The sequence below is a fragment of the Mycolicibacterium novocastrense genome (assembly GCF_001570485.1).
In the GTDB taxonomy this organism is placed as follows: domain Bacteria; phylum Actinomycetota; class Actinomycetes; order Mycobacteriales; family Mycobacteriaceae; genus Mycobacterium; species Mycobacterium novocastrense.
Genome location: NZ_BCTA01000036.1, coordinates 522,456 through 548,955, shown reverse-complemented (window position 1 = coordinate 548,955; position 26,500 = coordinate 522,456). Strand labels below are relative to the sequence as shown.

The window sequence follows — 26,500 nt, the reverse complement described above, 5'->3', positions numbered from 1 at the left end:
CCCTCACACGTGGTAGACGTCCACCACATGGTGGATGTAGTCGTTCTTGAGCACGACCGTCTTGCGGCGGATCAAGGGCTGGTCGCCGGTGAAGTCGATGGTGTAGAAGGACGTGCCGTAATACGGGTCGATGGTCTTGTACCGGAAATACATGGTGTGCCAGTTGAACCGGACGTCGACCAGGTTTCCGCGACGTTCGATGACCTCGACGTTGGAGATGTTGTGGCTGGTGCGCGGTTCGGGCAGGGACGTCGCCGACGAACGCTCGGTGCGGATGCGAAACACCCGGTCCTCGAGGCCGCCCTTGTTGGCGTAGTAGATCAGCGAGATGTCACGTGTGGGGTCCTCGACGAGCCGGTCGTCGTCCGTCCACGCCGGCATCCAGTACTCCACGTCGTCGGCGTAGCAGTCCAACCACTTCTCGAACTCGCGGTCATCGAGATAGCGCGCCTCACGGTAGAGGAACTGCTCGATGGCGTTCTGGGTGATCAGTTTGTCGGCCGTATCGGGTGTCGCGGGGCTCGTTCCAGCGGTGGTCGTCATCGTCACTTCTCCGATTCCTTCTGCAGCGCACTCTGCATGGTGTGCAGCCAGTAGCCGTGCTGGACGGGGTAGAGACCTTCGTCTTCGTTCTTGACTCCGGCCGATACGACGCCGTCCATTCCCAAAGAGGTGGCGACCTCGTCGGGCCCGGTCAACCAGTGCTGGGCGCCGCGGCTCATGTCGTTCCACGGTGCGGCCTCGGCGCGGAACGTCAACTGGCACGAGCGGAACTCTTCGAGATCGTCGGGGGTGGCCATCCCGGATGCGTTGAAGAAGTCCTCGTACTGGCGGATCCGCTGCGTGCGGGCAGCAGCGCTTTCACCTTTCGGTGCGATGCAGTAGATCGTCACCTCAGTCTGGTCTGGCGCGATCGGCCGGAAGTGCCGGATCTGCGTCGAGAACTGGTCCATAAGATACAGATTCGGGTAGACGCACAGGTTGCGCGAACCGCGAACCATGAACTCGCCCTTGGCATCACCGTGCGTGGCCTTGAGCTCGTCGAGCTTGTCCCACAGCGGTCGATCCTGCGGGTTGGCCGCCCAGGTCCACAGGCACAGGTGCCCGTGGGGGAACGACCAGTACCCGCCGCCCGACTTACCCCAGTTGCCCGCGTCGAGAGCCTTGGTGTCGTTCGAGGATTCGCCGGTGCCGCGTCGACTGGTCGTGGCCGCATAGTTCCAGTGCGTCGCGGTCACGTGGTAGCCGTCGGCGCCGTTCTCTGCCTGCACTTTCCAGTTACCGTCATAGGTGTACGTCGACGATCCCCGCAGCACCTCCAGGCCGTCGGGGGACTGATCGACGAGCATGTCGATGACCTTGGTGGCATCGCCCAGATGTTCTGACAGCGGCAACACATCCTCGTTGATGCTGCCGAACAGGAACCCGCGATAACTCTCGAATCGGGCGACCCGGGTCAGGTTGTGAGAGCCGTTGGCGTTGAACGTCTCCGGATAGCCGGCGCCCTCGGGGTCCTTGACCTTCAGCAGAGCGCCGTCATTGCGGAACGTCCACCCGTGGAAGGGGCACGTCAGCGTCATCCGGTTGTCGGTCTTGCGGCGGCAGAGCATCGCGCCACGGTGTGCGCATGCATTGATCAGACAGTGCATCTGGCCGCTCTTGTCGCGGGTGATGACGACGGGCTGCCTGCCGATGTAGGTGGTGAAGTAATCACCGGGGTTCGCGACCTGGCTCTCGTGGGCGAGGTAGACCCAGTTGCCCTCGAAAATGTGCTTCATCTCGAGTTCGAAGATCTCCTCGTCGGTGAAGATCCGGCGGTTGGCGCGGTAGATGCCGGCCTCGGGGTCGTCGATCACCGCGTCGGACAACACGGCGGCGACGCGGCTCTTCGGGGTGGATAGCGATGCGGTCATGGGGACCTCCAACGGGGGTGGATGTGACGCTTATCTGCACTCTGGCAGCGAGTGGTGCCGGTCACACTAGGGTTATGCCTAGTCGTGGCCCAGGTGGCTATTGATAAACAAATCCCCTCAATCAACCGCTAATAGGTCTTTGTGATCTATGGATCGCGCCGTTACCGTCAATGGTGTCGGCGGTCACAGGGAGGCTCCGAGAGGGGCCCGGACACAGCCGGAAGGGAGCGACGCGATGGAGCTGCGGCACCTGCGCTACTTCGCAGCGGTGGCCGAGACCTGCCATTTCGGGCAGGCCGCCGAGCTCCTGCACGTTGCGCAGCCGGCGCTGTCCTATGCCATCCGCCAACTCGAGCACGAGCTGGACGTCACCCTGTTCAACCGGACCACCCGCCACGTGTCGCTGACCGCGGCAGGTGAGTTCCTGCGTGACGAAGCCGCCCGGATCCTGGACGGGGTCGATGAGGCGCAACGAGGGGTGCGCCGCATCGCCGCCGGCCACTCCGGACTGTTGCGACTGGGCCTGACGGGCACCGCTGCGTTCTCCCATCTGCCGCGGATGGCCCGCATCCTGCGCCAGGAGCTGCCCGCCCTGGCGCTCGACATCCACGCCGACATGCTCACGCCCACCCAGTGCGAAAGGCTGGGGACCGGCGCGCTCGACGTCGGCGTGCTGCGCCCGCCCGCAATCGGCGACGAGATCGAGCTGCAGACCATCGACGACGAGCCTCTGATCCTGGCCGTCTCCGCCGATCATCGACTGGTCGCCGAGCCCGTCATCTCGCTGGCCGATCTGCGCAGCGAGCCGTTCATCGGCTACTCCGGCCAGGACTCCGCGGTCAACGACACCGTGGTACGGGCCTGCCGCCGGGCGGGGTTCGTGCCGCACCGCGAACACGCCGCCCCCGGCACCGCGGTGCTACTGGCGTTGGTCGCTGCGGGGCTGGGGGTCGCGATGGTGCCCGCGTCGGTACGGGCGTTGCCACTGCACGGCGTGGTATTCCGCGACATTCTCGACGGCGCGTCGATCGAACTGGCACTCGCGTGGCGTCGGGGAGTCGACAACCCCGTCGTCGACGCCGTCGTGACCGTCTTGTCGGCGGCGTACGCGCCGGCGGTAGCCACTCTCAGCGAGGAAGACTCATGAAAATAGTTGCCGTCGAGGCCATTCCGTTCGCGATTCCCTACGTCAAGCCGCTCAAGTTCGCCTCGGGCGAGGTGCGCGCCGCCGAGCACGTCCTGGTGCGGGTGCACACCGACGAAGGCGTGATCGGCGTGGCCGAGGCGCCGCCGCGGCCATTCACCTACGGCGAGACCCAGGACGGCATCCTCGCGGTGATCCGCCAGATCTTCGCCCCGCAGATCGTGGGTCTGACGCTCACCGAGCGCGAAACGATCCACGCTCGGCTGGCCCGTACGGTGGGCAACCCCACCGCGAAAGCCGCTGTCGACATGGCGATCTGGGACGCGCTCGGCCGGACCCTCGGGTTGCCGGTCACCGCGTTGCTCGGCGGCTACACCGACCACATGCGGGTCAGCCACATGTTGGGTTTCGACACGCCGGAGACGATGGTGGCCGAGGCCGAACGCATCAACGACCTCTACGGAATCACGACGTTCAAAGTGAAGGTCGGTCGCCGGCCGGTCTCCCTGGACACCGCGGTCGTGCGCGCGCTCCGCGAGCGCTTCGGCAACTCCATCGAGCTCTACATCGACGGGAACCGGGGCTGGACGGCCGCGGAGTCGCTGCGAGCGATGAACGAGATGGCCGATCTGGACCTGCTCTTCGCCGAAGAGCTGTGTCCGGCCGATGATGTGCTGGGCCGCCGCTGGCTGGTGTCGCACCTCGACATCCCGTTCATCGCCGACGAATCCGTGCCGACCCCGGCCGACGTGACGCGCGAGATCATGGGCGGGTCGGCGACCGCGGTCAGCATCAAGACCGCGCGCACCGGTTTCACCGGTTCGCGGCGAGTGCATCACCTCGCCGAGGGACTCGGATTGGAGGTGGTGATGGGAAACCAGATCGACGGCCAACTCGGCACCGCCTGCGCCGTCGCGTTCGGGTCGGCATTCGAGCTGACATCCCGCCGTGCGGGCGAACTGTCCAACTTCTTGGACATGGCCGACGACCTGCTCATCAGCCCGCTGCGCATCCACGACGGTCAGCTGCACGTGCCTGCCGGACCGGGCCTCGGAATCGACATCGACACCGACAAGCTCGGTCGTTACCGCACCGACAAGTAAGGCTTCCCGCGGTCAGCCCCGGGTGTGAAAGATCAATGGAGAGAAGAGAGCACGACATGACCACCATGGAAAGCATCATCGAGGTTCCGGTCGGCACCGCCACGGCGGCGGCATCGGGCGCATGTGCGACCGAGCGGTTCCACGCCGACAAGTCTCCGTACCAGGCGGTCCGGGACACCCCCAAGGAGCGGGTCAGCCTGCTGGCCCGCGAGGTGCTGTCGGCCGTACACGACACCATCCGCCGCCACCGCGTCACCTACGACGAGTACAACGCGCTCAAGGCATGGCTGATCGACGTGGGCAACGACGGTGAGTGGCCGCTGTTCCTCGACGTCTGGGTGGAGCACGTCGTCGAAGAGGTCGCCACCGACCACCGCAAGGGCAACAAGGGCACCATCGAGGGCCCGTACTACGTGCCCGGCTCACCCGAATGTGGTGCGCGCGGGGCGATCCCGATGCGCGACGGCGAGCAGGGCACCCCGCTGGTGTGGGAGGGGCGGATCACCGCGACCGACGGCACGCCGCTGCCGGGCAAGGTCGAACTGTGGCACGCAGACGCCGACGGCTTCTACTCGCAATTCGCACCGAACCTGCCCGAGTGGAATCTGCGCGGCACCTTCACGACCGGCGCCGACGGGGCGTTCGAGATCACCACCATCCGGCCGGCCCCCTACCAGATACCGACCGACGGCTCGTGCGGCAAGTTGATCGCAGCGGCGGGATGGCACGCGTGGCGGCCTGCGCATCTGCACGTCAAGGTTTCCGCGCCCGGCTACGAACTGCTCACCGCGCAACTGTATTTCCCCGGCGACCCGCACAACGGCGACGACATCGCCGACGCCGTCAAGCCCGAGCTCGTCCTGGACCCGCAGGACCAGCCCGACGGCACCCAGAAGGTCGTCTACGACTTCGTTCTCGACCCCGTGGGGGCTGATGTCTCGTGATCTTCCACGTACGCATGGACGTCGACCTCCCGACCGATCTCGACCCGCAGCAGCGCGACGAGATGGTGGCCCGGGAGAAGCGCTACAGCCAGGAACTGCAACGCGCCGGCAAATGGCCGCACATCTGGCGCATCGTCGGTGAGTATGCGAACTATTCGATATTCGATGTGGAATCCAACGACGAACTGCATCAGATCCTCTCGGGTCTGCCGCTGTTCCCGTACATGGTCATCGAGGTGACCCCGCTCGCGAAGCACCCATCCGATATCCGCGACTGAGCCGCGGCATACCAGCGGTCGAGCACGTGCGCCTGCGTGAGGCGTCCGTCCGGCCCGGCGACGTGGGGCCCCGGCCGGCGTGGCCCGCTCGTATAGTCGATAACGCTGGCGAATGACCAGGTTAGCCGAGGTTTTGGAGGGATTTTTCGTGGCAGCGCGACCGATACACACCTTCGAAGTGGTGCGTACCGAGCAATTGACACCGCACATGATTCGACTGGTTCTCGGCGGACCGGGGTTCGACACGTTCACCCCGAACGAATTCACCGACGCCTACGTGAAGCTCGTGATCGTCGATCGCGGCATCGATGTCGCGCAATTGCCGCGGCCGCTGACACTCGACTCGTTCTCGTCACTGCCGCCGGAGCGGCGGCCCACCGTGCGCACCTACACCGTGCGCAGCGTCGACCCCGAACGCCGCGAGATCTGCATCGACTTCGTCGTGCACGGTGACCACGGCGTCGCCGGGCCATGGGCGGCCGCCGCGACCCCCGGCCAGCCCGCCTACCTGATGGGTCCGAGCGGCGCCTATGCGCCCGATCCAGCGGCGGACTGGCATTTGATGGCCGGCGACGAAGCCGCGGTTCCCGCGATCAGTGCCGCGCTGGAAGCGTTGCCGGCCAACGCGATCGGACGAGTATTCATCGAGGTCGCCGGCCCCGACGACGAGATTCCGCTGAAGAAGCCCGACGGTGTCGAGGTGCGCTGGATCTACCGCGGTGGCCGTGCCGACCTGGTGCCCGAGGATCAGGCCGGTGACCACGCCCCGCTGATCGCCGCGGTCAAGGAAACCCCGTGGCTGCCCGGGCAGGTGCAGGTGTTCATCCACGGCGAGGCTCAGGCCGTCATGCACAACCTGCGGCCCTACATCCGCAAGGAGCGCGGCATCGCGGCCAAATGGGCGTCGTCGATCTCCGGCTACTGGCGACGCGGACGCACCGAGGAGACCTTCCGCCAGTGGAAGGCCGAGCTCGCCAAGGCCGAAGCCAGCGCCTGACCGGCCGCCTGGCACGCTGGCCGCATGACGTTCGGTAACTACCAGTTCGAGATCTACCTGCAGGGCCTCTCCGGCATCGTGCCGAAGCTGCCGATGACGTTCGCGGAGTGGGAGGCCAAGGCGGAAGCGGCCATGCCGCCGTCGGTGTACTCCTACGTCGCGGGAGGAGCCGGGGACGAACGAACCCAGCGGCTCAATCGCACCGCGTTCGACAACTGGGGTCTGATGCCGCGGATGTTCCGCGCCACTCGCGAACGTGACCTCTCGGTCAACCTGTTCGGAATGACGTTGCCCTCGCCGGTGTTCATGGCGCCGATCGGGGTGATCGGAATCTGCGCGCAGGACGGGCACGGGGACCTCGTCACGGCCCGCGCCGCGGCACGTACCGGTGTGCCGATGGTGGTGTCGACCCTCACCGAGGACCCGCTCGAGGACGTCGCCGCCGAATTCGGTGATACGCCAGGCTTTTTCCAGCTGTACACGCCGACCGACCGGGAGTTGGCCGCCAGCCTCGTTCACCGTGCCGAGGCCGCCGGTTACAAGGGCATCATCGTCACGCTGGACACCTGGGTGCCCGGTTGGCGGCCGCGTGACCTGTCGACGTCGAACTTCCCGCAGTTGCGCGGCCGCTGCCTGGCCAACTACACCAGCGACCCGGTGTTCCGCGCCGCGCTTCCGCAGCCGCCCGAGGAGAACCCGCAGGCCACCGTCATGCACTGGGTGGGGCTCTTCGGCAACCCGCTGACGTGGGACGACCTGCCGTGGCTGCGTTCGCTGACCGATCTGCCGCTCATCGTCAAGGGCATCTGCCATCCCGACGACGCGCGACGCGCCAAGGACGGCGGCGTCGACGCCATCTACTGCTCCAACCACGGCGGACGCCAGGCCAACGGCGGGCTGGCGGCCATCGATTGCCTGCCCGGCGTCGTGGAGGCGGCCGACGGGTTGCCGGTGCTGTTCGACTCGGGCATCCGCAGCGGGTCCGACATCGTCAAAGCGCTCGCGCTGGGCGCCACCGCCGTCGGAATCGGACGGCCCTATGCCTACGGACTGGCACTGGGCGGCCTGGACGGCATCGTTCACGTGCTGCGTTCACTGCTTGCCGAGGCCGATCTGACGATGGCCGTCGACGGTTATCCCACCCTGGCCGATCTCACTCCGGACACGCTGCGGCGCGTCACCTGAGCGTTGCGGTGAGACTCTGCGACGGTTGGTGTCGTGGAAGGCGTTCTCGAGGAGTTCGACGAGTACCTCGCGCTGGAGCGGGGCCGCTCCGAGCACACCCGCCGCGCCTACCTCGGTGACCTGCGGTCGTTGTTCGGGTTCATGGCCGAGCGCGGACACGACGTCGGTTTCGACGCGCTGAGCCTGCCGGTGCTGCGGGCGTGGCTGGCTGCCCAGGCCGCCGCCGGTGCCGCGCGCACGACGCTGGCCCGACGCACGTCCGCGGTCAAGATGTTCACCGCGTGGGCGGTGCGACGCGGGTTGATCGCCGGTGATCCCGCGGCCCGGCTGCAGGTGCCGAAGGCGCGGCGTGAGCTGCCCGCGGTGTTGCGCGAGGACCAGGCACTCGACGCCATGGCGGCCGCGAAATCCGGTGCCGAACAGGGTGATCCGATGGCACTGCGCGACCGGCTGATTGTTGAGTTGTTGTACGCCACCGGTATTCGTGTCAGCGAGCTGTGCGGGCTCGACATCGACGACGTCGACATGCCGCGGCGGCTGCTGCGGGTCCTCGGCAAGGGCAACAAACAACGGACGGTGCCGTTCGGTGTGCCCGCGCAGGATGCGATGACGGCGTGGCTCGATCGCGGCAGGCCGGCGTTGGCTACCGCGGATTCGGGCCCGGCGCTGCTGCTGGGGGCGCGTGGCCGTCGGCTCGACCCTCGCCAGGCGCGCACCGTCGTGCACCAGACCGTCGCGGCGGTCGACGGCGCACCCGACATCGGACCACACGGGTTGCGGCACAGCGCCGCAACACATCTGCTCGAAGGCGGCGCCGACTTGCGCATTGTGCAGGAGTTGCTCGGCCATTCCACCCTGGCCACCACGCAGCTCTACACGCACGTCACGGTCGCACGGCTGCGCGCCGTCCACGACCAGGCCCACCCCCGAGCGTGACTACGGTGATTTCGGTGCTCTAGCGATCGCTCAGCGACTGCGCGCGCACCGAAAACACCGAAGGAGGACTTGTGGGAAGGGCAACAGTTCGGCTGTCGTGGGGGCCGGTCAGTTACCTCGAATGGATACCCGAGCGCGTCGACGGCGCGCCGACGGTGGTGTTGCTGCATGGCGCCGGAGTGGACAGCGCGTCGCTGTCCTGGGGTGGTGTCGGGCCGCGGCTTGCGGCCGGCGGTTACCGCGTGCTCGCTCCGGATCATCCGGGGTACGGCGAGAGCCCGCCGGCGCCCTGGCCGTCGACCCAGGATCGGTTGGTCGGTTACGTCGGCGAGTTCGTCGACGCGCTTGGGTTGGACCGCTACGCGATCGGCGGTTTGTCGCTCGGTGGTGGGATGACGATCGGGCATGTGCTGGACCGTCCGCAAAAGGTCACGGGGGCAATGCTGTTGGCCAGCTACGGGTTCATGTCCCGACTGTCTGAAGGACCGCTCTCGGGCATCCGGCAGGTGCTGACCTGGGCCATGGTGCGCACCGGACTGCTGAGCGCGGTGAGCCGGTGGTCGGGGCGAAGCAGGCGTGCCATGGGGTGGGTGATGCCGGCGTTGATCGGCGACCCCGCCGCGCGAACGCCCGAGCTGGTCGCCGAGATTCTGTCCGCCGCGAGGGCGGATCACGCATTCGACGCGTTCGGACAGTGGCAGCGCGACCAGGTCCGGTGGAATCGCCTCACCACCGACTACCGCGACCGGCTCGCGACGTTTCCGTGTCCGGCGCTGATCGTTCACGGAGACAACGACACCAGCGTGCCGCTGGCGGCGGCGCGGGCCGCGGCCGAACTGATTCCGCAGGCTCGCCTCGAAGTGGTTGCGGGCGCGGCACATTGGGTTCAGCGGGATCGGCCCGACGTCGTGGTATCCGCGATGCTGGAGTTTCTCGACGCGCTCAGCGCAACAGCTTGATCACCTCGGCGATATCCGGCATCGCCGACGGTCGCCCCGGCAATTCGTCGAAGACGGTCCAGTAACTGACCCCGAACCGCTGCCGGCGCTCGCTGAGTTGTTCGGCCATCTGCTCGTGTGTGCCGATCAGCACGAACGGCGACGTCAGCAGGCGTTCGGGGGAGACGCCACCGAGCGAGGCGGCCAGCTGTTCGGCGGCTCGGTGCGGCTCATCGGTCACGACCACGGCCTGGATCAGCACGTTGAGTTCGATGCGGTCGAACCGGTTACCTGCGGCCTCGCGCACGACGGCGATGCGGTTCGCGAGTCCTTCGGCGTCGAAATGTGTCAGCCGGACCGCGGTGGCGTCGCGGTTGTGGGTGATGCCCGCGAGCCCGACGATGTCGGCGATCCGTCCCGCGAGTCTCAGGACGCGAGTTCCGTTGCCGCCGATCAACAGTGGCACGCGGTAAGGCGGAACCGGAAGCAGCCGGCCTGCTTCGGAGCGGATCCGGTAGTGCTGGAGGTCGGCATCGACGGGCCGGCCGTCGAGGAGCGCGCGGATCACCTCGGCCGCCTCGGCCAACCGCGACACGCGGATTCCGCCGTCGTCGAACGGAATACCGGCGGCGTCGTACTCGGACTTCATGTGCCCGGCGCCGATGCCCAGTTCGAACCGGCCGGCGGAGACGAGCGCGAGGCCCGCCGCCTCGCGGGCCGTTTCGACGGGATGACGGAAGTCGTTGTTGAGCACCAGCGTTCCGACGTGCAACCGCTCGGTGGCCATCGCGGCCGCGGCGGCGCTGGTGAACGGCGGCGCCATGGGAACGAGGTGGTCGGCGAACGACAACACGTCGAAGCCCGAACTTTCGACCGCGCGGGCGAACGTCCGCATCTGCTCGCCGGTGCGCGGCAGGCCGGCAGTGAGCCCGAAACGCATGGGCCGGCAGCGATGAGCGTCGGTGGCCACGGTTCGACGTTAGGCGCACGCACACCTCGGGGCGAGCGTGCGCCGATGGCGGAAAAGTGGCGGCGTGTCGTGTGCAGACGCGCACGCTCGGCCCAACGAAGAGCAGACCTGCGCGCGCTCGCAGAAGGGGAGTCAACCCGTGACGGGTTTGAGGCGGATCGGGGTGGTGGCCACCAGGCCGAGCGGGTCGACGTAGTCGGCGCGTGACGCCGGGCCCCACATCGCGCCCCAGTGCAGGCACGCCGAGCGCGGGCAGCCCGGATGTCCGGCCTCCAACACCCCGATCACCGCCTCGGCGCCGACGCGCTGTCCCCGCGCCACCGTCGCCCGGACCGGTTCGTAGCTGGTCCGCAGGCCGCCGGGGTGGGCGAGTGACACGACCGGCCGCCCTGCCAGCTCACCCGCGAAAACCACGGTGCCCTCGGCCGCCGCCAGCACACGCGCACCGGGTGTGCCCGCGAGGTCGACGCCGCGATGTCCCGGCGTCCAGTTCGGCTCGGCGGCGTCGAAAGCCCTGGTCACCGCGGGGCGTGGCCGCAGCGGCCAGGCCAACCGGCCGTCGTCGGCCGCGACCGGCGCGGCCCAGACCAGCCCGGACATCAGCGCGGCACCCGCGAGTGCAACACTTCGCATCACCCCAGCTCAGCAGCAAATGCCCGGCTCGCGCCAGGGGGCGACGCGAATCTGTGGACAGCCGGCCCGGCGTGGAATCGGCGTGGAAAAAGCACCCCTGTGCAGGGTGTAAACTTGCTAACCGCAGCTCGCTTGCGCGGGCTGACTTCGCGTGTCTGCACCACGACCCGTTCCACTAGGTCGTTCCCCGGATGCCGTCGGTCCCGGCCCGAGTACTCGGAAAGGGTTCGGCACTCCGAGCAGTCACCAGGGCTCGGCGTCACCCGACGCCGGCATCAACCGACGAAAAGGACCATGGACTCATGGCTGTTGTAACCATGAAGCAGCTGCTCGACAGCGGCACTCACTTCGGGCATCAGACCCGTCGCTGGAACCCCAAGATGAAGCGGTTCATCTTCACCGACCGCAACGGCATCTACATCATCGACCTGCAGCAGACGCTGACCTACATCGACAAGGCGTACGAGTTCGTCAAGGAGACGGTCGCGCATGGTGGCACGATCATGTTCGTCGGCACCAAGAAGCAAGCGCAGGAGTCGATCGCCGAAGAAGCCACCCGCGTCGGCATGCCGTATGTGAACCAGCGCTGGCTGGGCGGCATGCTCACCAACTTCCAGACTGTGCACAAGCGGCTGCAGCGTCTCAAGGAACTCGAGACGATGGAGCAGACCGGTGGCTTCGAGGGTCGCACCAAGAAGGAAATCCTGATGCTGACCCGCGAGAAGAACAAGCTCGAGCGGTCGCTGGGCGGTATCCGCGACATGTCCAAGGTGCCCTCGGCCGTGTGGGTCGTCGACACCAACAAGGAGCACATCGCTGTCGGTGAGGCGCGCAAGCTGGGTATCCCGGTCATCGCGATCCTCGACACCAACTGCGACCCCGATCTCGTCGATTACCCGATCCCGGGCAATGACGACGCGATCCGTTCGGCCGCGCTGCTGACCAAGGTGATCGCCGCGGCGGTGGCCGAGGGCCTGCAGGCCCGCGCGGGCGCGGGTCGTGACGGCGACAAGCCGGACGCCGATGCCGCCGAGCCGCTCGCCGAGTGGGAGCAGGAGCTGCTCGCGAGCGCGACCGCCACCGCATCCCCGACCGCCGCGGGTGCCGAGCCCGGCACCCCCGAGGCCGACGTCCAGACCGAACCCAAACCCGCACAGAACCCGTAAGAGAAGGCTGATATGGCTAACTACACCGCTGCCGACGTCAAGCGACTTCGGGAGCTGACCGGTGCCGGCATGCTCGACAGCAAGAACGCGCTCGTCGAGGCCGGCGGCGATTTCGACAAGGCCGTCGAGTTGCTGCGCATCAAGGGCGCCAAGGACGTCGGCAAGCGCGCTGAGCGCGCTACCGCCGAGGGCCTGGTCGCCGCCAAGGACGGCGCGCTGATCGAGCTGAACTCCGAGACCGACTTCGTCGCCAAGAACGCCGAATTCCAGTCGGTGGCCGACCAGATCGTCGGCGCCGCGGCGGCCGCCAAGGCGACCGACGTCGATGCGCTCAAGGCCGCTCGCATTTCCGCCGATTCGGCGGCCCCTACGGTCGAGCAGGTCATCGCGGACCTGTCGGCCAAGATCGGCGAGAAGCTCGAGCTGCGTCGCGTCGCCTACTTCGACGGCACCGTCGAGACCTACCTGCACAAGCGTGCCGCGGACCTGCCGCCGGCCGTCGGTGTGCTGGTCGAGTACCAAGGCGATAACAAAGAGGCCGCCCACGCGGTTGCCCTGCAGATCGCCGCGCTCAAGGCCAAGTACCTCACCCGCGAGGACGTGCCCGAGGACGTCGTCGCCAACGAGCGGCGCATCGCCGAGGAGACCGCTCGCAACGAGGGCAAGCCCGAGCAGGCCCTGCCCAAGATCGTCGAGGGCCGGGTGACCGGCTTCTACAAGGACGTCGTGCTGCTCGACCAGCCGTCGGTGTCCGACAACAAGAAGACCGTCAAGGCCCTGCTCGACGAGGCGGGTGTGACCGTGACCCGCTTTGTCCGCTTCGAGGTCGGCCAGGCCTAAAGCCTCTGCGCTGAGCGCTCACCCTTGTCCGGCCCGACGCCCGGGACACGTACAAGGGTGAGCGCTTGGCCATTTCTGGGGCCGCGGCGGTACGACTTGGTACCGTCGTCGGCATGACTCGGATAAGCGCCTACGGCGACGACGCCCTCGGCGATCTCGATGCGGTCGGTCTGGTGGAGGCGCTGCAGTCGGGCGCGGTGTCGCGAGCCGAACTGGTCGATGCCGCGATTGCCCGCACCGAGGCCGTCGATCCGGCGCTCAACGGGCTGGCGCACGAGGCATTCGAGCAGGCCCGCACCCGGGCTGCCGCACGGCCCTACGGTGGGTACTTCAACGGCGTTCCGTCCTTCCTCAAGGACAACGTCGCGGTCGCCGCGATGCCGACGATGAACGGCACCGACGCCTGGGATCCGCGCCCGGAGCGGTCACACGGCGACTTCGCGCGTTCGTTCCTGGCGACGGGCCTGGCTCCGCTCGGCAAGACGCAGATGTCGGAATTCGGTTTCAGCGCGTCGGCCGAGCATCCGCGGCTGGGCCCGGTGCGTAATCCGTGGAACCTCGAGCACACCGCTGGCGCGTCGTCGTCGGGTTCGGCGGCGTTCGTGGCCGCGGGGGTGGTGCCGATCGCGCACGCCAACGACGGCGGCGGATCGATCCGAATTCCCGCCTCCTGCAATGGTTTAGTGGGACTCAAGCCGTCGCGGGGTCGGCTGCCCCTGGACAAGAAGTTGCGGCAGATGCCGCTTCGCATCGTCGCCAACGGTGTCGTCACCCGCTCCGTGCGCGACTCCGCGGCGTTCTACCGCGAGATCGAGCGGGTGTACCGCAACCCGGCGCTGCCCGCGATCGGCAACATCACAGGGCCTGGAGCCCAGCGGCTGCGCATCGCGGTGTGCACACAGTCGATAGCGCGCGAGGCGAGCCCGGAGGTTCGTGAGCTCACGTTGAAGAACGCCGCTTTACTCGAGGAACTCGGGCACCGGGTCACTCTCATCGAGAATCCCGTGCCGTCGCACTTCATGAACGACTTCCTGCTCTACTGGTCGTTTCTGGCGTTCGCGATCGTGCGCAGCGGGCGCACGTTGGGCCCGAACTTCGACCGTGAGCGCCTCGACAACCTGACGCGCGGGCTCGACCGCCACGCTTCTCGGAACCTGCACCGGGTGCCCGGGGCGCTCGCGCGGTTGTCGCGGATGCGCCAGGTCACCGAGCGCGTCACCCGGGACCACGACGTCATTCTCACCCCGACACTTGCCGACGTCGCGCCGCGGATCGGTCATCTCGACCCGACCCTGGACTACCAGACGATCATCGACCGGCTCGTCGAGTGGGTGGCGTTCACACCTCTGCAGAACGCCACGGGGGAGCCGGCGATCTCGCTGCCTCTCGCCGAGTCCGCGTCGGGTCTGCCGGTCGGCATGATGTTCGCCGCGCCGGTGGGTCAGGAGGCCCGGCTGCTCGGGCTGGCGTACGAACTCGAGGAAGCGCGTCCCTTCAAACGCATTCAGGGATGAGTCGCGCTACAGGGAGCGACACACCTCGACGGTGGCGTGAGTGAGCGACTGGGGTCCCTCGCGGAGCGCCCGCTCGATCGGCGTGCCCTCGGCGGTGATCGCGACGAGTCGCTCGACGCCGTGGTCGAGCAGCACGGCCGCATCGGGGGCGACCCGGCCGGCGAAGATCACCACCCGGGCCCCGGCGCGCACGGCCGCTTGGGCCACGCCGAACGGCGTCTTACCCATGACGGTCTGCGCGTCGACGCTGCCCTCGCCGGTGAACACCCAGTCCGCGCCCCGCAGCGCCCGTTCGAGGCCGACGGTCTCGGCCACCTCTTCGACGCCGGATCTGCTTATCGCACTGAGGAATTCGACGAGCGCGAAACCCACCCCGCCGGCCGCGCCCGCGCCCGGACGTTGCGGTTGGGTGCCGCCGAGTGTCGCCGACGCGACGGCGGCCAGCCGGGACAGCCCGGCCTCGAGTCGCACCACGTCGTCTGGGCCGGCGCCCTTCTGCGGACCGAACACCGCGGTGGCGCCGCTCGGGCCCAGCAGGGGCGCGGTGACGTCGGAGGCCACGCGGATCCGGGTGTCGCGCAGGCGCCGATCCAGACCGCTCATATCGATGCGGTCGAGGCGTTCCAGATCGGCGCCGCCGGGCGACAACGGTTTGCCGTCGGCGTCGAGGAACGCCGCGCCCAGCGCGGTGAGCATGCCCGTACCGCCGTCGTTGGTGGCCGATCCGCCCAGGCCGATCAGGAAGTCCTCGGCGCCGCGGTCGAGGGCCGCACGGATCAATTGGCCCACTCCGAATGTGCTCGCGGACAGGATGTTTCGTTCCTCGGGGGCAATGAGCTCGAGCCCCGCCGCGGCCGCCATCTCGATCACCGCCAACTGGCGCAGCGGCACGTAGCCGAACCGTGCGATGACGGTGCGGCCCAGCGCATCCGACACCGGTACCTGGACGCGCTCACCGTGCAACGCGTCAACCACGGCGTCGACGGTGCCTTCGCCACCGTCGGCCATCGGCACGCCGATGACTTCGGCTTCCGGAAGCACGGCTGCGACGCCGGCCGTCATCGCGGCCACCGCTTCGGACGCCGTCATCGACTCCTTGAATGAGTCAGGCGCCAGGACAATCTTCATCGCTGGCCACAGTTGACCACACTGTCCGTTCTGCTGCCACCGCGGGACGGCGCTATCGCTTCTTGGCGACGCCCTCGGCCATCATCGTGACGATCTCATGCATGATCGCGCTGATGTGTAGCGCGGTGATCTGCGACGGGTCGAGGTGGGGTACGAAGCACACCACGTCGCCGCCGACGATGTCCATGCCGCGAAAACTGCGCAGAATCCTCAGCATTTCCCGAATCGTCAACCCGCCGGCCTCCGGGTCGGCCACCGCGGGCGCATCGGAAAGCGTCAGCACGTCCAGATCCACTGTCACGTAGACCGGCCCGTCTCCGACTACCTTGCGAATCTCCTGCGTCGCAGCGGGTATGCCGATCTCCTCGATTTCGTCGAGGGACAGCAACCGGTAACCGGCTTCCTTGGAATAGTCGTCCATGTTCGGATGCACCATCGGGCCGTTGAGGCCGACGTGCACATAACGGGACGCATCGATCAAGCCCTCTTCGTTGCCGATCCGGAAGCCGTTACCGGCGTGGCAATGCACACCCGCCGAATCACCGTATGTGTCGGTGTGCGAGTCGAAATGGATGATGCCGATCGGCCCCTTGCGCCGAGAGTTCGGGCCGGCGATCGCTCGCAATACCGGCAGCGTGCAAGCGTGGTCCCCGCCGATCGTGAACGGAAGAACTCCGGCTGCATCCATTCGCGCGTAGAACATCTCGATGTCGAGGACCGCTTGGTCGGCCAACGTGGGTGTGGGAATCGGCACATCCCCGAAATCGCGAATTCGGGCCAGTTCGAAGGGATTGATGCCGAACTCGCGGTGACCGCGGTGGTAGGCCTGCGATCGGTGGCGGACGGCGCGGGGGCCAAGGTATTGGGTCCGCTCGACGGGATTGACCGCCAGAGGTAGCCCCACCAGCGCGATGTCGGCCTTGGTGAAATCGGTTTCGATCTCACACCCCAGCAACTTCGGGAATCCGCTCCAATAGAAATATCCTTCGAGCAGATGCACTGCCTCTTCAGCGCTGGGAGCAAAGCTCATGTGCGCGATCCTCTCCTCGCGGGCCGTGCAAGCTTAGCCCTGGCGGGTACGGCCGACATGGGATCTCGCAAAAATTGACGTATGCGATATTAACGGCGGCTAGTCAGTTCCGAGCGTCGCCAGGATCTGCTTGAATTCCCGCTGTTGTCGCTGCGTCAGATTCGCCATCAACTTGCGCTCAGCTTCGCGAACGCCGGAGTCGGTGCGCTTCAACAACTCCCGGCCCTCGCGTGTGAGCTGAGCGGGCAGCGACCGTCCCGACGACACGCTCGCGGGTCGCGACACGAGCCCGCGGTCCTCCAGGCCGCGCAGCACCATGTTCATCGCCTGCGGTGAGACGTTGAAGTCGCGGGCCAATTCGGCGTTGGACCGGCCTTCGTATTGGGACAGCATGCGCATGCACAGGTACTGGGGGAATGCCACGCCCAGGGGCTCGAGGACCGTCGCCGTCACCTCGCTGCGCAGCGCCTTGGCCACCCGGGACAAGAGGAAACCCAGCGGTTGATCCTCCAGCGCTCCAGTCATGTCAACCATATTGACATATATCAACCACATTGATATCAACGATTCATGACCGAACCGACGGGCGAAATGTTCGACAACGCGTACAAGGGCGAGATGCCGGAAATGAGCGGCGGAAAGCCGCCGTGGAGCATCGGAGAGCCGCAGCCGGAGCTCGCACCCCTCATAGAACAGGGCAGATTCCACGGCGATGTGCTCGACGCGGGATGCGGTGAGGCCGCGCTGGCCATCCACCTCGCCGAACGGGGCTACACCACGGTCGGTCTGGACCAGTCGCCCACCGCGATCGAGCTGGCCAGGCAGGAGGCCGCCAAGCGCGGGCTGACGAACGCCACCTTCGACGTCGCCGACATCAGCGACTTCTCGGGCTACGACGGCCGGTTCGGCACGATCGTCGACTCGACGCTGTTCCACTCGATGCCCGTGGACCTGCGCGACGGCTACCAGCGTTCGATCGTGCGGGCCGCCGCCCCCGGCGCGTCGTACTTCGTGTTGGTGTTCGACCGGGCGGGGATGCCCAACGGTCCGGCCAACCCCGTCACCGAAGACGAACTGCGCGATGTCGTCTCGACGTACTGGACGATCGACGAGATCAGGCCGGCGCGCATTCACGGTGTCTTCCCGGACGGATTCGAGGAGTTCTTCCCGGCGCTCGACATCCGCGACGAGCCCAAAGGCCGCAAATCCGTGCCTGCCTGGCTCCTGAGCGCGCACCTGCCTGACTGACTCGGCGAGTCGCGACCCACTCGCCGCCCTGACACCCGCCATGAGGCAGGATGAGGGAGATCTCAGCGAGGACCCGTAAGGAGTCGGATGGCGGATCCCAACGTCGCCGGTCAGGCGGCTCCGAACTCCGAAGTCGCCACCGGGGCGGCTCCGGACACGAGCAAACCCAACGGAGCCGCCGCAGGTTCCATCCGTCCCATGTACAGCCGCGTACTGCTCAAGCTGGGCGGCGAGATGTTCGGCGGTGGGGAAGTGGGCCTCGATCCCGACGTCGTGCACCTGGTGGCCCGTCAGATCGCCGAAGTGGTCCGCAGCGGCGTGCAGGTGGCCGTGGTCATCGGCGGCGGCAATTTCTTCCGCGGTGCACAACTGCAGCAGCGCGGCATGGAGCGCACCCGCAGCGACTACATGGGGATGCTCGGCACCGTCATGAACAGCCTGGCGCTGCAGGACTTCCTGGAGAAGGAAGGCATCGCGACCCGGGTGCAGACCGCCATCACGATGGGTCAGGTCGCCGAACCGTACATCCCGCTGCGGGCCGTGCGGCACCTCGAGAAGGGCCGCGTCGTCATCTTCGGGGCAGGCATGGGTCTGCCGTACTTCTCCACCGACACCACCGCCGCCCAGCGCGCGCTGGAGATCGGCGCCGAGGTGGTGCTGATGGCCAAGGCCGTCGACGGCGTCTTCACCGCCGACCCGCGCCACAACCCCGACGCCGAACTGCTCACCGCGATCAGCCACCGGGAAGTCATCGACCGCGGTCTGAAGGTGGCCGACGCCACCGCGTTCAGCCTGTGTATGGACAACGGCATGCCGATCCTGGTGTTCAACCTGCTCACGGACGGCAATATCGCCCGGGCGGTCGCGGGTGAGAAGATCGGAACACTGGTCACCACCTGACACTCCCGTGCGCCGGGGAGCGAAGGTGCGCACGCGAGACCGGTGATGACGCGCACAGACGAAGGAGAAGGACCGTGATCGACGAAACCCTCTTCGATGCCGAGGAGAAGATGGAGAAGGCGGTGTCGGTCGCGCGCGATGACCTGTCGTCGATCCGCACCGGCCGCGCGAACCCCGGCATGTTCTCCCGCGTCAACGTCGACTATTACGGATCGCCGACACCCATCACCCAGCTGTCGAGCATCAACGTGCCCGAGGCACGGCTGGTGGTGATCAAGCCCTATGAGGCGGGCCAACTGCGCAACATCGAGGATGCGATCCGCAACTCCGATCTCGGCGTGAACCCCACCAACGACGGCAACGTCATCCGCGTGGCGATCCCGCAGCTGACCGAGGAGCGCCGCCGCGACCTGGTCAAGCAGGCCAAGGCCAAGGGCGAGGACGCCAAGGTGGCGGTGCGCAACATCCGCCGCAAGGCGATGGAGGAACTGCACCGCATCAAGAAGGACGGCGAAGCGGGCGAGGACGAGGTGTCGCGCGCGGAGAAGGACCTCGACAAGTCCACCGCCACCTACACCCACCAGATTGACGAGCTGGTCAAGCACAAAGAAGGCGAGCTGCTGGAGGTCTAGTGACCGATCAGCACGAGGGACCCGTGGCAGAGACGCCGGTCGACGAACCGCCCAAGAAGAAGTCGCGGGCGGGTCGCGACCTGCCCGCCGCGATCGGGGTCGGCGTCCTGCTCGGCGCCATGGCGATCGGCATACTGCTCTTCTGGCCGATCGGATGGCTGCCCGTGCTGGCGGTGTTCATCCCGATCGCCACCCACGAGGTGATCCGCCGGCTGCGCGAGGCCGGATACGACCTCCCGGCGATTCCGTTGCTGCTCGGTGGCCAGGCGATGATCTGGTTGAGCTGGCCGTACGGGCCGGCCGGGGTGCTCGGGGCATACGGCGGGACGATCGTCGTCTGCATGGTGTGGCGGCTGGTCGGGCGCGGCTTGCGCCACCAGCCGGTCAACTACTTGCGCGACATCGCCGCCGCGGTGCTGCTGTCGACGTGGGTGCCGTTGTTCGCCAGCTTCAGCGCGCTGCTGATCTTCCAGGACCACGGCGGCGGCAGGGTGTTCACGGTGATCGCGACCGTCGTGTTCGCCGACATCGGCGGCTATGTGGCGGGTGTGCTGTTCGGCAAGCATCTGATGGCGCCGGCGATCAGCCCGAAGAAGTCGTGGGAGGGCCTTGGCGGCTCGCTGGTGTTCGGCACCGCCGCGGCCCTGGTGTCGGTGACGTTCCTGATGGACAAGCCCGCCTGGGTCGGCCTGCCCCTCGGGCTCATGCTGGTGATCACCGGGGTGCTCGGTGATCTGGTCGAATCGCAGGTCAAACGCGACCTCAAAATCAAGGACATGGGTACGTTGCTGCCCGGCCACGGCGGCATCATGGACCGCATCGACGCGATGCTCCCGTCGGCCGTGGCGGGTTGGATCGTCTTGACGCTGTTGGCGTGACGTCCCGCCGAGCTGAGATACTGGCCTGAGCTCATGCCCACCTCGTTGCCGCTCGTCTTCGACGCCCCACGCCGCGCCATGCCGCCGCGGCACTTCGCCGACCTCGACGACGCGGGCCGTGCCGCGGCAGTCGGTGAACTCGGGCTGCCGGCGTTCCGGGCCAAACAGCTGGCCAACCAGTACTACGGCAGGCTGATCGCCGATCCCCACCAGATGACCGACCTGCCCGCCGGCGTACGCGACCAGGTGGCCGGCGCGCTGTTCCCCGCGCTGCTCGATGCGGTTCGCGAGATCGAGACCGACGGGGGTGAGACCCGCAAAATGCTGTGGCGCGCGGTCGACGGCACCACGTTCGAGTCGGTGCTGATGCGCTATCCGCAACGCAACACGGTCTGCATCTCGTCGCAGGCCGGGTGCGGGATGGCCTGCCCGTTCTGCGCGACGGGTCAGGGCGGGCTCAAGCGCAACCTGTCGACGGCCGAGATCCTCGAACAGGTACGTGCGGCAGCGGTGGAGTTGCGGGACCGCGACGGCGACGGCATCGCGCCCGCGGCACGAGGCGGGCGGCTGTCCAACATCGTGTTCATGGGTATGGGCGAGCCGCTCGCCAACTACAACCGCGTGCTTGCCGCGGTGCGACGGATTATCGCCCCCGCTCCCAACGGTTTCGGAATCTCCGCCCGGTCGGTCACGGTGTCGACGGTCGGGCTGGCGCCCGCGATCCGCAAGCTCGCCGACGAACGGCTCGGGGTCACGCTGGCGTTGTCACTGCACGCCCCGGATGACGAACTGCGCGACACGCTGGTTCCGGTGAACAACCGGTGGAAGGTGTCCGAGGCGCTCGACGCCGCGCGCTACTACGCCGACGTGACGGGCAGGCGAGTCTCGATCGAGTATGCGTTGATCCGCGACGTCAACGACCAGCCCTGGCGGGCAGACCTTCTGGGTAAGCGACTGCACGGTGCGCTCGGTCCGCTCGCGCACGTCAACGTCATCCCGCTGAACCCGACGCCCGGCAGCGAGTGGGACGCCAGCCCCAAGCCGGCCGAACGCGAATTCGTCCGACGCGTGCGCGAGCGCGGTGTGTCCTGCACCGTCCGCGATACGCGGGGTCGCGAAATCGCCGCCGCCTGTGGGCAATTGGCGGCTCAGACCTGAGCTGGCGGCGTCCAGGCCGACGTTTTGGCGGGTTTCGTGCGCGCGTTTCCGCCAAAGCGTCGGTCTCGGCGTCACTGACTCGGGGGATTGGTGAACCAGACGTTCTCTTCGACCAGCCGACGGCTGCGCCACCCGTCGGGTGTGCGGGCGAGTTCGTGGTGGTAATACCCGCCGCAGAAGCTGGGCTCGGTCATGCCCGGCAGCTGCATCGGGTTGTAGAACATCGCCCGGACCCGCGCGGTGTCGCCTTCGATTTCGGTCTCGATGTTGGTGATGTGGTGCAAACTCCACGCGATCACGCCGAAGTTCGCGGCGAACCAATCGACGACCTCGTCGCGGCTTCCGACGACGGCGCCGGCCGACGAGTAGTCGATATGCGCGTCGTGGGTGAACACCGAGCGGTACAGTTCCCAGTCCTTGGTGTCGACGGCGCGGGCGTAGCGGTACAGCAGCGCGGCGATCTCGGCGTCGTCGCGGACCCGCCGATCATCCATTAGTCGGGCATGCCGATCGTCTTGGCCTCGAGGTATTCCTTGTATCCCTCTTCGCCGTTGCGGTAGCCCAGTCCGCTCTGCTTGGTGCCGCCGAACGGGCTGTTGATGCCGAAGTGGCTATTGCCGTTGATCGTCACGTTGCCGGTGCGCATGCGGCAGGCCACCGCGAACGCGCGGTCCACGTCACCGCTGGACACCTCACCGGACAGGCCGTAAATCGTGTTGTTGGCGATCGCGATCGCCTCGTCGTCGGTGTCGTACGGCGTGACCGTGAGCACCGGGCCAAAGATTTCCTCCTGAGCCACTTGCGAATTCGGATCCACATCGGCCAGCAGGGTCGGCTGGGTGTAGTAGCCGATCGGCAGGTTCTCGGGGATGCCGCCGCCGGTGACCAACCGCGCTCCCGAGTCGATGCCGCTCTTGATCAGGCCCAGCACCTTCTGGCGCTGGGTTTCGCTGATCTGCGGGCCCTGCATGTTGCCCGGCGTCCACGGATCACCGACCGGGAAGCCCTCCATCATCGTCTTGAGGATCTCGATGCCCTCGTCATAGCGGCTGCGCGGCAACAAGATCCGGCTGGGCAGAATGCAGGACTGCCCGCTCATCACACACGCCATCATCGCCGCCATCGACAACGCCGAGTTGAAATCGGCGTCGTCGAGCACAATGTGGGCGGACTTGCCGCCCAACTCCAACAACGTCTTCTTCACCGTCGCCGCACCCGCGGCCAGGATCGCCCGCCCGGTGGCCGTCGACCCGGTGAACGTGATCATGTCCACCCGCGGATCGGCCGACAGCGCCGCACCCACCTCGTTAGCATTCGACACCACCACGTTGAACACCCCGGCCGGGATGTCGGTCTCCTCGGCCACGATGCGGCCGTACTCGCTACCCGACCACGGCGTGAGCTGAGCCGGTTTGAGCACCACGGTGTTACCGGCCATCAGCGCGGGCACCGTCTCGGCGACATTGAGATAGAACGGCACGTTCCACGGGGTGATCGCCCCGACCACGCCCACCGGCTCGTAGTGGATCTTGCGCCGCGCCGGGCCCAGCGGTGTCTCGTGCACACCGTTGTCGACCAGGTAGTCGAACGCCTTACCGTGTTCGGCCCAGTGCTTGACCTCCTCGATGGGGCTCTCGATCTGACTGCCCGACACCGAGACGGGGCAGCCGACTTCGGTGATCAGGATCCGGCGCAACCGCTCCTTGTTGCGTTCGAACGCCTCGTGCAGCTGGGTCAGGCAGTGATAACGAAACTCCAGATCGCGCGACCAGTCGGTTTCATCGAACGCCCGCCGCGCAGCACCCACCGCACGTGCCATGTCCTCGACGGTGCCGTCGGTGGCCACCCCGGCCACCTGCTCACTGGCCGGATGGATGACATCGAACGTCGCACCACTGGCCGTCGTCTGCAACTCGCCGTTTATCAACATCCGCTCGTCGCCGGCGAGCACGCCGGTGTCGGTCTCAACCTGGGTCATGCCCACTACTTTACAAATTTTTGCGCAAGTGTCAGCCGTTCGGCGGAGCTGAATGACCGACCGGGGCGGTGCCCAACCGCTAGCCCTGCGGCTTGATCCCCGTGGCGTGCCGCAGCTGGGCCAGGAACTGGTCGTCGTCGTCGCTGCGGACGATGTAGTGCGAGATGGCCACCCGAATTGCGGTGGCCGCCTTGACCGCTGCGTTCGGCCCGCTCAGCAGTTTCTGCAGCCGCGCGCGCATGATCGGGATGATTTTCGTGAGCTGGGAGATGACGACCTCGGGTTCGATGTCGACCAGCCGCACACCCGAGTACGAGTGCTGGTATTCGACGATGAACCGCAGCGCGGCGTCCAGCTTCTCGGTGCCCCGCAAACCGGCCGTCGCCTTGCTGATGCCGTTGTCGAAGAGGTCGCGCTCGTAGACGCCGAACGCGTCGAGCAGTTCACCTTTGGAGGCGAACCAGCGGTAGAGCGTCGGGCGGGACACGCCGGCCTGCAGCGCGACCTCCGACAGACTGAGCTTGGTCTGCCCGCTTCGGGCCAGTACCTCCGAGGTCGCCACGAGAATCCGGTGCCGCGTCGAGGTGTCCTCGGGTCCGAGTGCGTCGCGCAGCGCTTCGTTCACGGGGCAAGCGTAGATCCTTAGTCACATCGACTTCTGGAGTACCGCGACAGTGTCGAGATCTTGCAGCGCCGCGACCGCTCGGCGCAGGCCCTCGAGCGCGATGCCCTCGTCCTGCATACCGCCCATTCCCGCGGTGATCAGCGCGGCGACGTAGGCGTAGAGGGCGCCCTGGCGGTACCGGTCCCACAACTGGCCGCTGTCCAGCTCGGGGCCGCCGCATGCCGCGAGCTCCCGGCGGTAGACGTCGAGCAGGTCGCGTTGGTGCGCCTGACGATCGGCGGGCGTCATGCTGGTGACCAGCGTGTAGGCCAGCTCGCGGTTGGGATGACCGCGCCGCACGGCTTGCCAGTCCAGCAGGCCCGCGTCGCCGTTGCGGAAGTACACGTTGCCTGGATGCGCGTCGCCGTGCATCACGGTGTGCGGCGGCTCGTCGATGAGCCGGGCCACCGCGCGGTAGTGCTGGTCGATGAAGCGTCCGGCGTCGACCGCGATATCGGTGCGCTCGGCGATGCGGCGTGCCGACGTCTTCAACAATGGCCCGGTGAGCAACGACGCGGTGTCGCCCGATGCGGTGTAGAGCCAATCGGGCACCCGGTCCCAGAAAGTCGCGTGCAGCCTCGCCAGCAGCTCGACGATCTTGGCGGCCCGGTCGGCGCTGATCGGGTGCAAGGTGTCGGGAAACTCGCATTCGTCGGCGGGTAGATCCTCCAGAACCAGAACGTAGCGACCCGTCACCGGGTCGAACGCCGAGCCGTGACAGGCCGGGACACCGGTCAGTCGCGGGGAGAGTTCGCGGTAGAAGCGGGTTTCGGTGGCGCCGAGCCGCCCCATCTCGCCCATCAGGCGGGTGGCGACGGTCTCGGCGGCCAGCTTGACGAACACCGTCGGCGGGACCTCGTCGCCGGTGAGAGCAAGCCGGGCGCGCGCCGAGGTGCCCGAGTCGCCGCCCAGCACCGACACCGCGGTCACGCGGCGGCCGATGATCCGCGACAGGGCCCGCGCGTCCAGGTCGGACACGGATCGGGGAAGTGACCGGAGTCGGCCGATCGCGGCGTCGGTGGCGATACGTTGTACACCGCGGCCCAGATGTGCGGCCAGGCCGACCACCGGCGTAGCGTGCTTCACCACGCCAGTTTACAAATTCGCGAATTAATGTAAAGAAGGTGTCGATGGCGGGTCCGCTCGAGGGTGTGCGCGTGGTCGAACTCGGTGTGTGGGTGGCCGGGCCGGCCGCGGCAGGGATATTGGCCGACTGGGGTGCCGACGTCGTCAAGATCGAACCACCGACCGGCGATCCGGGCCGATTGTTCGGCAAGATGCTCGGGGTCGACGGCGATGTGAGCCCGCCGTTCGAGATGGACAACCGCGGTAAGCGCAGCATCGTGCTCGACATGACGACGGGCGATGGCCGCGCGACGGCCCGTGAATTGATCGGGGGCGCAGACGTTTTCGTCACCAACGTCCGCCCGGGCGCATTGGCGCGCATGGGACTGGACTTCGCCGAGGTCACCGTGCGCAACCCGCGGCTGGTGTACGGGTTGATCACCGGCTACGGCGAGAGCGGGCCGGACGCCGACCGGGCGGCCTACGACGTCGCCGCGTTCTGGGCGCGGGCGGGTCTGGCGCACCTGCTGACCCGTCCCGGCCAGACCCCGCCGTTCCAGCGTGGCGGAATGGGCGACCACGCGGCGGGTATGACACTGGCCGCCGCGATCTGCGCGGCGTTGGTGGCGCGGGGGCGCACCGGTAAGGGCCAGTTGGTCAGCACGTCGCTGTACCGGCAGGGGGCCTACACGGTGAGTTTCGACCTCAATACGTTCCTGCTGACCGGGAATTCGATCGCGATCGGGCAGCGAGAGACGATGGGCAATCCCTGCATGAACAACTACGCGGCGGGCGACGGGCGCCGCTTCTGGATCGTCGGCCTGGAAGCCGGCCGGCACTGGCCGCCGTTGTGTCGCGCCATCGGGCGTCCGCAGTGGCTCACGGATCCCCGCTTCGATACGCCGCGGGCGCGCGCCGTCAACGCGGCCGAACTCGTCGCCGAACTCGACGAGATCTTCGCCTCGAAAACCCTGGCCGAATGGGCGGAGGTCTTCGCGGCAGAACCGGACTTCTTTTGGTCGCCGATCAACTCGCTGGAGGACATCGTCGCCGACGAGCAGTTCCACGCCGCGGGCGGCATCGTCTATGTGCCCGACGGTGAGGGCACCGCGCCGATGGTCGCCTCGCCGGCCGACTTCGCGGGCACGCCGTGGGAGCCGCGTTCGGTCGCGCCGCGACTGGGGGAGCACACCGACGAGATCGTGGCCGAACTACGCGACAGCCGAACCTTTACATAATCCGATAAAAGTGTCACGCT

Annotated in this window: 28 protein-coding genes; 17 read left to right on the top strand and 11 right to left on the bottom strand. The window is 67.3% G+C overall.

Annotated features, from left to right (window positions below; genetic code table 11):
* Positions 1-3 precede the first annotated feature (3 nt).
* Together benB and benA are read right to left on the bottom strand one after the other, a co-directional pair.
* On the bottom strand, positions 4-543 hold the full coding sequence (benB, locus tag RMCN_RS15785) for a benzoate 1,2-dioxygenase small subunit (protein WP_064414887.1): 540 nt from the start codon (positions 541-543) through the stop codon (positions 4-6).
* A 2-nt stretch (positions 544-545) separates the two neighbouring features.
* Positions 546-1,913 (bottom strand): benzoate 1,2-dioxygenase large subunit, encoded by a 1,368-nt coding sequence (gene benA, locus RMCN_RS15780; protein ID WP_067390759.1) that lies wholly within the window; start codon positions 1,911-1,913, stop codon positions 546-548.
* A 235-nt stretch (positions 1,914-2,148) separates the two neighbouring features.
* Between benA and RMCN_RS15775 the strand changes: the two genes are divergently transcribed.
* The 8 genes from RMCN_RS15775 to RMCN_RS15740 all read left to right on the top strand — a co-directional run bounded on the left by RMCN_RS15775 (position 2,149) and on the right by RMCN_RS15740 (position 9,459).
* Positions 2,149-3,060, top strand: a complete 912-nt coding sequence (locus RMCN_RS15775) for a LysR substrate-binding domain-containing protein (RefSeq protein ID WP_067390756.1) — start codon at positions 2,149-2,151, stop codon at positions 3,058-3,060.
* Positions 3,057-4,160 (top strand): mandelate racemase/muconate lactonizing enzyme family protein, encoded by a 1,104-nt coding sequence (locus RMCN_RS15770; RefSeq protein WP_067390753.1) that lies wholly within the window; start codon positions 3,057-3,059, stop codon positions 4,158-4,160. Before RMCN_RS15775 ends, RMCN_RS15770 begins: the two co-directional genes overlap by 4 nt.
* A 56-nt stretch (positions 4,161-4,216) precedes the next feature.
* Positions 4,217-5,104, top strand: a complete 888-nt coding sequence (catA, locus tag RMCN_RS15765; RefSeq protein ID WP_067390750.1) for a catechol 1,2-dioxygenase — start codon at positions 4,217-4,219, stop codon at positions 5,102-5,104.
* Positions 5,101-5,382 carry a muconolactone Delta-isomerase gene (gene catC / locus RMCN_RS15760; RefSeq protein WP_067390746.1) on the top strand — a complete coding sequence of 94 codons (282 nt, stop codon included), beginning with the start codon at positions 5,101-5,103 and terminating at the stop codon, positions 5,380-5,382. The genes catA and catC overlap by 4 nt, the downstream gene beginning before the upstream one ends.
* A 148-nt stretch (positions 5,383-5,530) precedes the next feature.
* Positions 5,531-6,379: a siderophore-interacting protein gene (locus RMCN_RS15755; RefSeq protein ID WP_067391203.1), complete on the top strand. Its 849-nt coding sequence runs from the start codon at positions 5,531-5,533 to the stop codon at positions 6,377-6,379.
* A gap of 24 nt (positions 6,380-6,403) precedes the next feature.
* Positions 6,404-7,564, top strand: coding sequence for a lactate 2-monooxygenase (locus RMCN_RS15750; protein ID WP_064414893.1), 1,161 nt, complete (start codon positions 6,404-6,406; stop codon positions 7,562-7,564).
* A 33-nt stretch (positions 7,565-7,597) separates the two neighbouring features.
* Positions 7,598-8,500 (top strand): tyrosine recombinase XerC, encoded by a 903-nt coding sequence (locus RMCN_RS15745; RefSeq protein ID WP_067390743.1) that lies wholly within the window; start codon positions 7,598-7,600, stop codon positions 8,498-8,500.
* A gap of 71 nt (positions 8,501-8,571) precedes the next feature.
* Positions 8,572-9,459 carry an alpha/beta fold hydrolase gene (locus RMCN_RS15740; protein ID WP_067390740.1) on the top strand — a complete coding sequence of 296 codons (888 nt, stop codon included), beginning with the start codon at positions 8,572-8,574 and terminating at the stop codon, positions 9,457-9,459.
* On the opposite strand, the gene RMCN_RS15735 is transcribed toward RMCN_RS15740, so the two are convergent.
* Together RMCN_RS15735 and RMCN_RS15730 are read right to left on the bottom strand one after the other, a co-directional pair.
* The gene (locus RMCN_RS15735; protein WP_084377436.1) at positions 9,443-10,378 is read right to left on the bottom strand and encodes an LLM class F420-dependent oxidoreductase; all 936 of its coding nucleotides are present in this window, start codon (positions 10,376-10,378) and stop codon (positions 9,443-9,445) included. The two genes, RMCN_RS15740 and RMCN_RS15735, sit on opposite strands and share 17 nt — an antisense overlap.
* Positions 10,379-10,540: 162 nt before the next feature.
* Positions 10,541-11,041 (bottom strand): murein hydrolase activator EnvC family protein, encoded by a 501-nt coding sequence (locus RMCN_RS15730; RefSeq protein WP_067390735.1) that lies wholly within the window; start codon positions 11,039-11,041, stop codon positions 10,541-10,543.
* Positions 11,042-11,343: 302 nt separating this feature from the next.
* Here RMCN_RS15730 and rpsB point away from each other — a divergent pair, with 302 nt between their 5' ends.
* From rpsB to RMCN_RS15715, 3 genes are all read left to right on the top strand, one after another.
* Complete coding sequence (gene rpsB, locus RMCN_RS15725; RefSeq protein WP_064414899.1) at positions 11,344-12,207, top strand: 30S ribosomal protein S2; 864 nt, start codon at positions 11,344-11,346, stop codon at positions 12,205-12,207.
* Between the two features lie 12 nt (positions 12,208-12,219).
* Positions 12,220-13,047, top strand: coding sequence for a translation elongation factor Ts (gene tsf / locus RMCN_RS15720; protein ID WP_064414900.1), 828 nt, complete (start codon positions 12,220-12,222; stop codon positions 13,045-13,047).
* A 113-nt stretch (positions 13,048-13,160) separates the two neighbouring features.
* A complete protein-coding gene (locus tag RMCN_RS15715) occupies positions 13,161-14,561 on the top strand; it encodes an amidase (protein ID WP_067390732.1) in 1,401 nt (466 codons plus the stop codon).
* Positions 14,562-14,567: 6 nt separating this feature from the next.
* On the opposite strand, the gene RMCN_RS15710 is transcribed toward RMCN_RS15715, so the two are convergent.
* The 3 genes from RMCN_RS15710 to RMCN_RS15700 all read right to left on the bottom strand — a co-directional run bounded on the left by RMCN_RS15710 (position 14,568) and on the right by RMCN_RS15700 (position 17,253).
* Positions 14,568-15,689, bottom strand: a complete 1,122-nt coding sequence (locus RMCN_RS15710; RefSeq protein WP_067390729.1) for a glycerate kinase — start codon at positions 15,687-15,689, stop codon at positions 14,568-14,570.
* Positions 15,690-15,741: 52 nt separating this feature from the next.
* Positions 15,742-16,719: an arginase family protein gene (locus RMCN_RS15705; RefSeq protein ID WP_067390726.1), complete on the bottom strand. Its 978-nt coding sequence runs from the start codon at positions 16,717-16,719 to the stop codon at positions 15,742-15,744.
* A 99-nt stretch (positions 16,720-16,818) separates the two neighbouring features.
* On the bottom strand, positions 16,819-17,253 hold the full coding sequence (locus RMCN_RS15700; RefSeq protein WP_084377434.1) for a MarR family winged helix-turn-helix transcriptional regulator: 435 nt from the start codon (positions 17,251-17,253) through the stop codon (positions 16,819-16,821).
* Between the two features lie 36 nt (positions 17,254-17,289).
* On the opposite strand from RMCN_RS15700, the gene RMCN_RS15695 reads away from it, so the two are divergent.
* The 5 genes from RMCN_RS15695 (at position 17,290) to rlmN (ending at position 21,535) form a co-directional block, all read left to right on the top strand.
* On the top strand, positions 17,290-17,967 hold the full coding sequence (locus tag RMCN_RS15695; protein ID WP_067390720.1) for a class I SAM-dependent methyltransferase: 678 nt from the start codon (positions 17,290-17,292) through the stop codon (positions 17,965-17,967).
* 87 nt (positions 17,968-18,054) lie between these two features.
* Complete coding sequence (gene pyrH, locus RMCN_RS15690) at positions 18,055-18,867, top strand: UMP kinase (RefSeq protein ID WP_084377432.1); 813 nt, start codon at positions 18,055-18,057, stop codon at positions 18,865-18,867.
* 74 nt (positions 18,868-18,941) lie between these two features.
* On the top strand, positions 18,942-19,499 hold the full coding sequence (gene frr, locus RMCN_RS15685) for a ribosome recycling factor (RefSeq protein ID WP_064414905.1): 558 nt from the start codon (positions 18,942-18,944) through the stop codon (positions 19,497-19,499).
* Positions 19,499-20,377 (top strand): phosphatidate cytidylyltransferase, encoded by an 879-nt coding sequence (locus RMCN_RS15680; RefSeq protein ID WP_067390717.1) that lies wholly within the window; start codon positions 19,499-19,501, stop codon positions 20,375-20,377. Before frr ends, RMCN_RS15680 begins: the two co-directional genes overlap by 1 nt.
* A gap of 33 nt (positions 20,378-20,410) precedes the next feature.
* Positions 20,411-21,535 carry a dual-specificity RNA methyltransferase RlmN gene (rlmN, locus tag RMCN_RS15675; RefSeq protein WP_067390714.1) on the top strand — a complete coding sequence of 375 codons (1,125 nt, stop codon included), beginning with the start codon at positions 20,411-20,413 and terminating at the stop codon, positions 21,533-21,535.
* A 71-nt stretch (positions 21,536-21,606) separates the two neighbouring features.
* On the opposite strand, the gene RMCN_RS15670 is transcribed toward rlmN, so the two are convergent.
* From RMCN_RS15670 to RMCN_RS15655, 4 genes are all read right to left on the bottom strand, one after another.
* Entirely contained in the window at positions 21,607-22,029 is a 423-nt protein-coding gene (locus RMCN_RS15670) for a nuclear transport factor 2 family protein (protein ID WP_067390711.1), read from the bottom strand.
* Positions 22,029-23,513: an aldehyde dehydrogenase family protein gene (locus RMCN_RS15665; protein WP_067391201.1), complete on the bottom strand. Its 1,485-nt coding sequence runs from the start codon at positions 23,511-23,513 to the stop codon at positions 22,029-22,031. Before RMCN_RS15665 ends, RMCN_RS15670 begins: the two co-directional genes overlap by 1 nt.
* Positions 23,514-23,592: 79 nt before the next feature.
* Entirely contained in the window at positions 23,593-24,138 is a 546-nt protein-coding gene (locus RMCN_RS15660) for a TetR/AcrR family transcriptional regulator (protein ID WP_064351044.1), read from the bottom strand.
* 21 nt (positions 24,139-24,159) lie between these two features.
* Positions 24,160-25,263 (bottom strand): phosphotransferase, encoded by a 1,104-nt coding sequence (locus RMCN_RS15655; protein ID WP_067390708.1) that lies wholly within the window; start codon positions 25,261-25,263, stop codon positions 24,160-24,162.
* A 44-nt stretch (positions 25,264-25,307) separates the two neighbouring features.
* Between RMCN_RS15655 and RMCN_RS15650 the strand changes: the two genes are divergently transcribed.
* Positions 25,308-26,480: a CaiB/BaiF CoA transferase family protein gene (locus RMCN_RS15650; protein WP_067390705.1), complete on the top strand. Its 1,173-nt coding sequence runs from the start codon at positions 25,308-25,310 to the stop codon at positions 26,478-26,480.
* The last annotated feature ends 20 nt before the right edge of the window (positions 26,481-26,500 follow it).